This is a genomic window from Pseudomonas sp. SDT291_1_S447 (assembly GCF_054070155.1).
Window position 1 is genome coordinate 21443 of the sequence record NZ_JBSVXS010000072.1, and the last position, 7269, is coordinate 28711.

The 7269-nt window shown below is 56.9% G+C and carries 2 protein-coding genes and 1 pseudogene; all 3 read right to left on the minus strand.

What is annotated here, in order from left to right; genetic code table 11:
- Window positions 1–361 precede the first annotated feature (361 nt).
- On the minus strand, window positions 362–4894 hold the full coding sequence (locus ACW9IR_RS20120) for an Ig-like domain-containing protein (RefSeq protein WP_457464848.1): 4533 nt from the start codon (window positions 4892–4894) through the stop codon (window positions 362–364).
- Window positions 4895–5357: 463 nt separating this feature from the next.
- Entirely contained in the window at window positions 5358–5717 is a 360-nt protein-coding gene (locus tag ACW9IR_RS20125) for a DUF6124 family protein (protein ID WP_457464850.1), read from the minus strand.
- Between the two features lie 635 nt (window positions 5718–6352).
- Window positions 6353–7269: pseudogene (locus tag ACW9IR_RS20130) on the minus strand (hypothetical protein); the annotation flags it as partial.

The following is a 7269-nucleotide window of genomic DNA, read 5'->3' on the forward strand; positions in this document are numbered from 1 at the left end:
AGTTTTGCCTGATGCTGACGCCGTCAGCTGTCCCGCCCTTGCAGGGGATTTTTTGTTGGCAAGTATGGCCTCTTCGCGAGCAAGCTCGCACACATTTGGTCTATGCCGAACACAAGACCTGCGCCCAGAGAGAATCCAGTGCGAGTGGCTTGCTCGCGAAAGCGGCCTGGCGGCCAGTACATGTCTTCAGACATAAAAAACCGCAGCTCCGTTGAATCGGGGCGGCGGTCTTTTTGTTTAGCTGCTTTTGCTTATCGGGGCGTGCCTGCTCAAGCCAGAGAGTGTCCCGACACGAGAGCTTACGACGGTGGATGGAGCGGTGATACTCCTCGACCAAGCATTCACGCTCGTCAGCCATTGCTCAAGGGGTGATGCCCACTCCGGGCACTACATTCAGGTTCATAATCGTTTTTTCCTGCCCTGTAACCAGATTTTTACAGTGATAGAACGGGTTGGGGTTGGGCCAATAAAGGATCGCTTCATTAGACCAGTAGAATGTATTACCCATTGGCCAACGATTTCCATAAGCACTGTTTATTGCCCGCAACTCGGCCATTGAAGGCAACCTCAGACCTCGACGTTTTGCCTCATCACTTATTCTGGACAACCAGTTTGCGCCTAATCCATAACATTGCGTCACCCCTGTTACCGACACCGAATAGCTTTTCCTTTGGCCCGCCTCATCCGTTACCGAAATCGTTGCACTGCCGTTACCTCGCGCAGTGACGAGCCCACTGTCCTTGTCTACGACAGCAACGTTGCCATTACTGGTGCTATAAGCGTAGTCAGGTTGGCCACCACTCGCCCTGTGGTGCACCGAAGTGCCTGGGCCGAAGGTTGGCAATACTGCGCTCCCCGGAATGAGATAAATCTTGCCGCTCAAGGTTACGGGATCTGTATTGAAGTTCAGCGGTGGTATTGGCGAGATCACCTTGAAGCTGCGGGAGTTTGAATCCTGCCCGGTGCTGACCGCTTTTACTTTTACGGAGTGGTCCCCCAAACCGACTGCCAACGTTGTGCTCCATGTGTCACCAATCGCTCGCACCCTATGCTTTGGAATGTTGTTGTCATGGATCTGCACCTCGTAGTTGGGTGTAACCTTGCCGCGCAGGGTGACCGTGGTGCTTTTGGTTTGCCCGCCGTTTTGGACTTCGCTAACGCCATCATGGACAGACGTCAGCGTTGGTGCGATGTGCGCCGCGACTTTGAATACTCTGGCCGGGCTTTCCACCGGTGTCGCGTCATACAAGGCCTTCGCCGTGATGCTGTGCTCGGCAATCGCCAGGTTACTCGCGGTACCTTTCCATTGCTTGTTGGCATCGACCGTGACCGGCGAGCCAATGACTCCCCCCTTGTCATAGAGCTGGATCTGTTCACGCGGGGTGCCGGTACCCTCCAGGTTCACCGCAGAGTCATAGGTGGTCTGGTTTTGAGCAACTTCCGCTACGGAATCCTTGACGGAAGTAATAGTCGGCGAGACATGGGTTTCCACCTTGAACACCCTTGGCGGGTCGGACACTGGATTGCTGCCGTATTCCGCCCGCACAGTCAGGCTGTAGCCTTTCAGGTGAAGGCTGCTGAATGTGTATTGCCAATCGCCGCTCGCCGGGACAGCCACCGTGTCGATAACGGTCGTGGTATCGAGCAGTGTGATCGTCTCGTTCGGACTGGCCTTGCCGGTCAGCGCGACACTGCGGTAATAGGTCGTACCGCCTGGGGCGATGTCTCCGCGGACATCACTGACCCTGGAAATCGTCGGTGTCACAGCCTGTGCAACTTTGAAGGTTCTGGCGGGGCTCGATGGCGGGTCGACCTCGTATTTGGCAGTGGCGACCAGGCTGTAATTGCCAACCTTGAGGTCGTTGAGCCGGTGTTCCCAATGACCGTCGTTATCGACATCCAGAGTGATATTCGGCTGATTGCTTTCGCGCAGCTCGATTTGCAGGTTGGGAGTCGCACTGCCCATGACCAGAACACTGTTGTCATAGGTGGTAGCTCCAGGGGCAACCGGTCCTCGAGAGTCGGTCACGGAGAGAATTTCCGGTGTTTGCGTGAATTTGACGGTGAATGTTCTCGGATCACTGGATACGGGGTCAGCGTCATACAAGGCTTTGGCGGTAATGCTGTAGAGCTTTTCGGTGGGCGTGCTGATGGTGGCCTTCCACGTGCTGTCATCCTTGACCGGAGCGGTTCCCTTCGATGTCGAACCCGCGTCGAACAGTTCAATCGTCTCGCCCCTCGTCGCAGTACCCGAGATGATGACTTCGTCGGCGCGCGTCTTGTCGCCTTCTTCGATCTCGCCCCACACATCTTCCACCAGCGTAATGACGGGGGTTACATAGTCGTAGCGGGTTCTGACCGTCAATTGTCGAGGGGGAAACTCGATAGCGCTGTTCTCGTTCCTGCTGCCGTCGAATGCGACCTTGCAGCCGACACTGGCGGGGGTCGAGTGCCCCAGTTTCATCAATTCGCTTTTGCGCAACACTTCATCAAGGCCGGCACTGATCTGGGCCGGGGTTATTTCCACACCGTCCAGAATGCGGATGCGATAGCTTTGTCCGGCAGTGGTAATACCGTCGACGAAGAACCAGATGCATTGCTTTGCAGCAATGAACGGCCACGTTTCGAGCAGCGCAGTGGCGTCACCGTTAAATTCCATCAGATCCAGAATGTCATCCTTTGCTTGCGGAATCTGTGGTCGTGGCAGCTCGTTTTCAGGGTCTTGAAAGTTCGATACATACAGGTCAAACATGTCTGATGGCGTGGTGACCATATAGCGGGTGACCAAGTAGTCAATGCTCACTCTTTTGGCAATGTTGGCACCGACAATCGCGGGAGGCATAGGAAACTGGACGGTGCCACTTGCATGTCCCGGCAATTCCAGGTCATCGGAGGTACCTGCACCAGGTGCGCCGAGCCACCTTAGACGGATCATGTCCTGATCGGGGTTCATGCTCGGATAACTGACACTTACGTCGACACCGTTGAGCCCATGCATAGGGTTCAGCACTCCTTCGACCGCCTGAAGCACGTCGGGGGGTGGCAGATCACCAACCAGTTCACCGATCAACAGCACCAGCGTGGCCGAGTATTCATAGCGCTGCGAAACCGCACGCCACAGCACGTAGCGCACATCAACATATCGGCCGATGTTTGCCGTGACGTATTTCTTGTCGACCCTGAACCGCATCGGTTTGCCTGCGCTGACGGTGGTGATGGGCACCCAGTCACTCGTACTGGTGAGGGGGATGGGGCTGCGCCAGTAATACGTCAATACGTCACCGCTGACGGTGTTCGCCTCCGCGCCGATCAGCACATGAACGCTGTCGAACACCTTCGACGGATCAAGTACATCCCCCGGCGGCTCGGCCTCAATCACCTCGGGTCTGGGCAACGTCGCCCGAACCTTCTCGACCTTGGCCAGCAACCGTTCGGACTCTCTGACATCGAGAAGACCCGGTGCATCGTTGGCGACCATGTAGGAAAGATCCAGCGTGCCGTTATCAAGCGCGATGATGTGCTCCGCGTCGACGTAGAACGTCACCACGCCTTCCTTGGCTTCGTTGTCGCTGACGATATGCGGAACCTCGTGCTCATACTCGTCGCCATTGGACCGGGTGCCATACCATCTCAGGCAGATCAGATCGCCGTTTTTCATGCCGTAGCGCACATCGACAGTGGCGTAGGGCTCGTCCGGTTCGAGGGTGTCGCCGATCAGTTCGCGAAGGGTCGGCTCGGGCAACATGTTGACGTCGCCCACTACGGTCGCAATGGTCCGCTGGGAAGACAGCGGGTCGCCACCGTCCTTTTTGTAGAGAATATAAGAGGCGTCGGCGCTGCCCAGAGCGAGAGCCCTGATCAAGTCATAGGGCACCTCGATTTCCAGCACCGAGGGAATGTCGTCGATCTCGCGGGTTGCGCTGCAAACGATCGGTTCAGCGTTGCCTGGCGGTTTACCGATGAAGGTCATTTCCACGTTGTCGCCCAGACCGAAGTCCTTGGGGTTGACGTGGATCTGTACTGTTACCGGCAGCTTGTTCAAATCCCTGATAGTAATTTCGCCATTGACCGCTTCCTTGAAGATTGGCGGTTCCAGGCGCCCGCCGCCGGCGTCCACGTCGATGTAGGTGCGTTTGGAATGGCGGTCGGCCCAGTTCCACACTTCATCATTGATGTAGTATTTGATTTCCCGTTTCAGGCCATCGCCGACGCGGAGAATGTGTTCCTGTTCGATGCGGATTTCGATCGGTTGCTTGTCGTCGGCCTGGTCTTGGGTAATGAGGTGCGCGGGTAGCGAATAGTCGCCTACCTGCAATCTGACTTTATCGTTCCGCGTGCAGTACACGTAGTGAGGGATTGTGACCGGCACCCCGTTTTTCGACCATTCGGCGTCTATGACACCCTGTTCGACCAGCTCGGGCGGCAACTGCACGATGTTCAGTTTTGAATGACCGTCGGGCAAATGCGGATCATTGTCACGATCTCCCGGCTTGTAGAGTTTGATCAATACCCGCAAGGACGCCGGCGGTGGATCGGGCTGAGTCTCGCCCACGCGGGTCAGTACATAATGGCAATTCTCAGCCCACCCCGACTCTGCCGGCGTCGGCAAATAGAAGAACACCCGCTGATTGACTTCGTCGGCCGCTACGAGTCGTTCGAGCACTTTCTCGTTGTTCCAGTGGATCTCGAGTTTGTCCCCCTCTTTCATGGGGGGCAGATAAGGATTGATCACGCAAAGCAGGCCCTGCGGATCGTCAGTGGCCACGTTGATGTTGATACCGCCATCGCCGTCTTGCGTCGGTTCGAGCATCCCCGGAATCAGCAGCGGGCGCAGTACCAGTGTGTCATTGCCTTCCCTCAGGGGAGGGAAGCGGAAGAGTGTGTGAGAAGGCATCAGGCAAGACCTCTTGAAGAGCGCGCAGGCGTCGTGTGGTAGTCGAATTCATCGAGAGGCGGGGTGCTTGCAAGCGCGGGGTGGATAGCGAACATGGGCGTGCACTCCGTCTCGGGTGATGGAGTGATTGAACCTGTGTTGAAGGGTTTGCACACCTGTCAAGTCTGACAGGTTTCGCGTGGTATCCGACGAGTGGTCGTCTGTGGCTTGGACGAGAAAATGTTGCTGTCGAAACCACAAAAACCGCTGTCCCGATTCAACGGGGCAGCGGTTTTTTATGCCTGAAGACATGTGCTGGCTGTGAGGTCGCCTTCGTCGGATCGCCGCCCGGAGCAAGCTTGCTCCCACAGGTTCGTCGGTGGATCAGGGGTTTGTGAACGGCGCAGATCCCTGTGGGAGCGGGCTTGCCCGCGAAGACGTCAGCAGCCACAACACCTCACCCAAGGCATGTCACAGAACCGTGCTACTGCGGTACCTCCAGATTATCCATCACCCGATTCACCGCCAGTTCGCCGAGCATGATCAATTGCGCGATCCCCAATAGAGTCCTGCGCTGCGACGCGGGTATGAGATGGGCGAAGTCATGGGCGATGGTTCTGGCGGAAGCGAGGGTTTCGCTGGCATCGGCCAGCAGTTCCTCGTTTTTGAAGTCCGCGGTGACGGCGTACATCCGCCGGGTTTTGCGTGGCGGTGGGGTCGAGCCGGGTGGGCAGAGGTAGTGATCGAGGGCGCGGTCGGCGGCTTCGTGGAGTTTTTTTGAATCGAGGGATTCGTAGGGGGAGGTGGCGTCGGTTTCGGGTGGGTTGGGTGTTGGTTTGATCATGGTGAAGCTCCTGAATTTAGGGAGCCACTCTTTCTCTGTCGCTAAACAGGTGAAGGTGGCAGCTGTACGCAGGTTAGCGAACCGGTCTCAGGCACACCGGTAGACCCAAAGGTCTCCCGCATACAGCCGCCATAACGTACTTGCGGGCGAAGAGTCCCACAACGAAGCCACGAACGCTGATGCACTGAGTTGGTCCGGGTCGCTAAACCCGATCGCTGATTCGTCAGCGACCGATCCACAATAGAACCCGACCCCAAAGCGCACAAGCCGGCGGATTCTGGCGTAGCTGTAGGCAAAGGCGCAAGAATTTGTAGCCTGGAAGGCGTGTCTGAAGGTGTCTTTTAAACGCCCGAGTTTAAAAGGCGATTTGCGCTGACTTCACTGGCCCCTTCGCGAGCAAGCTCGCTCCCACATTTGGAACGAACGCGTTCCCCCTGTGGGAGCGAGCTTGCTCGCGAAAGAGCCATCCCGGTCAGCAGAAAAATCTCGATCAAGCCCCGCTGTTTAAATTACTGGTTAAATAATTCCGTCCCCCTTTTTACTGCTGCGTGATGAGATGCATCATCAGGCGCAGAGCCCGGAGTAGGTTTGTGGGGGCTCAGGGTCTGTCCCCGATAACGCGCCGTTTGGAGTTACTATATTTTAGTTAGTGTCCTCACGTTCGACTCTGTGCCGCCTCCTTTGATCTGGAGTCGATTGGTACCCCCTTGTAAAGGAAATTCGTTTGTTCGGAAAGAGTGATTCGCACCAACTCCGTATGTGCCAAAGAGTTTTTCGTTGATGAAAAGTTGTACAGATGCGTGTCCGGGCGCATCTCCGCTTGCCGAACGGGCGTGATGCATGGTTACGCCTCCCTCAGGAATCTCGGCGCCGCTCAAATCTATTATTGACATCAACTTCGGAGCAGCGGCTGTCACCGTCAGTGTTCTGGCGGCTGACACGGCACCCGAACCGTACAACGCCTTGGCGCTGAAGCTGTGTGCTGCCATAGCAAGGCCATTAACGAGCAACGTCCAGACACCGGTTGTGGGATCTGCAGTTGCCGGACCTTTGGTGACAGCGCCGTCAAAGATTTCGACTTTCTGGCCTTTGGCGGCGACGCCGCTGAGCGTAACAGCGGTTTCCACGGTGGTTCCTCCCGGTAGAATATCGGCCCCGCTGGGCGAGCCTTTGGCCGAGGTAATCGTCGGTGCCGTGGCCGCTGTCACGGTCAGGGTCCTAGGTGCCGACGTCGCCCCCGAACCGTACAGCGCCTTGACGGTAAAGCTGTGCGCTGCCAAAGCCAAGGCACTGACGAGCAACGTCCAGACACCGGTTGTGGCATGTGCAGTTGCCGGACCTTTGGAGACAGCGCCGTCAAAGATTTCGACATTCTGGCCTTTGGCAGCAATCCCGGAGAGAGTTACAGCCGTTTCTACCGTGAACCCTGCGGCAGGAATTTCGACACCGCTCGGCGAGCCCTTCGCGGAGGTCAGCGTAGGCGCGGTGGTGGCCGTCACGGTCAGTGTCCAGACCGCCGACTCGACACCCGTGCCATACAAGGCCCTGGCCT

Coding starts and splice junctions, on each gene's coding strand:
- ACW9IR_RS20120 (WP_457464848.1), bottom strand. CDS start 4,894: ATGCCTTCTCACACACTCTTCCGCTTCCCTCCCCTGAGGGAAGGCAAT.
- ACW9IR_RS20125 (WP_457464850.1), bottom strand. CDS start 5,717: ATGATCAAACCAACACCCAACCCACCCGAAACCGACGCCACCTCCCCC.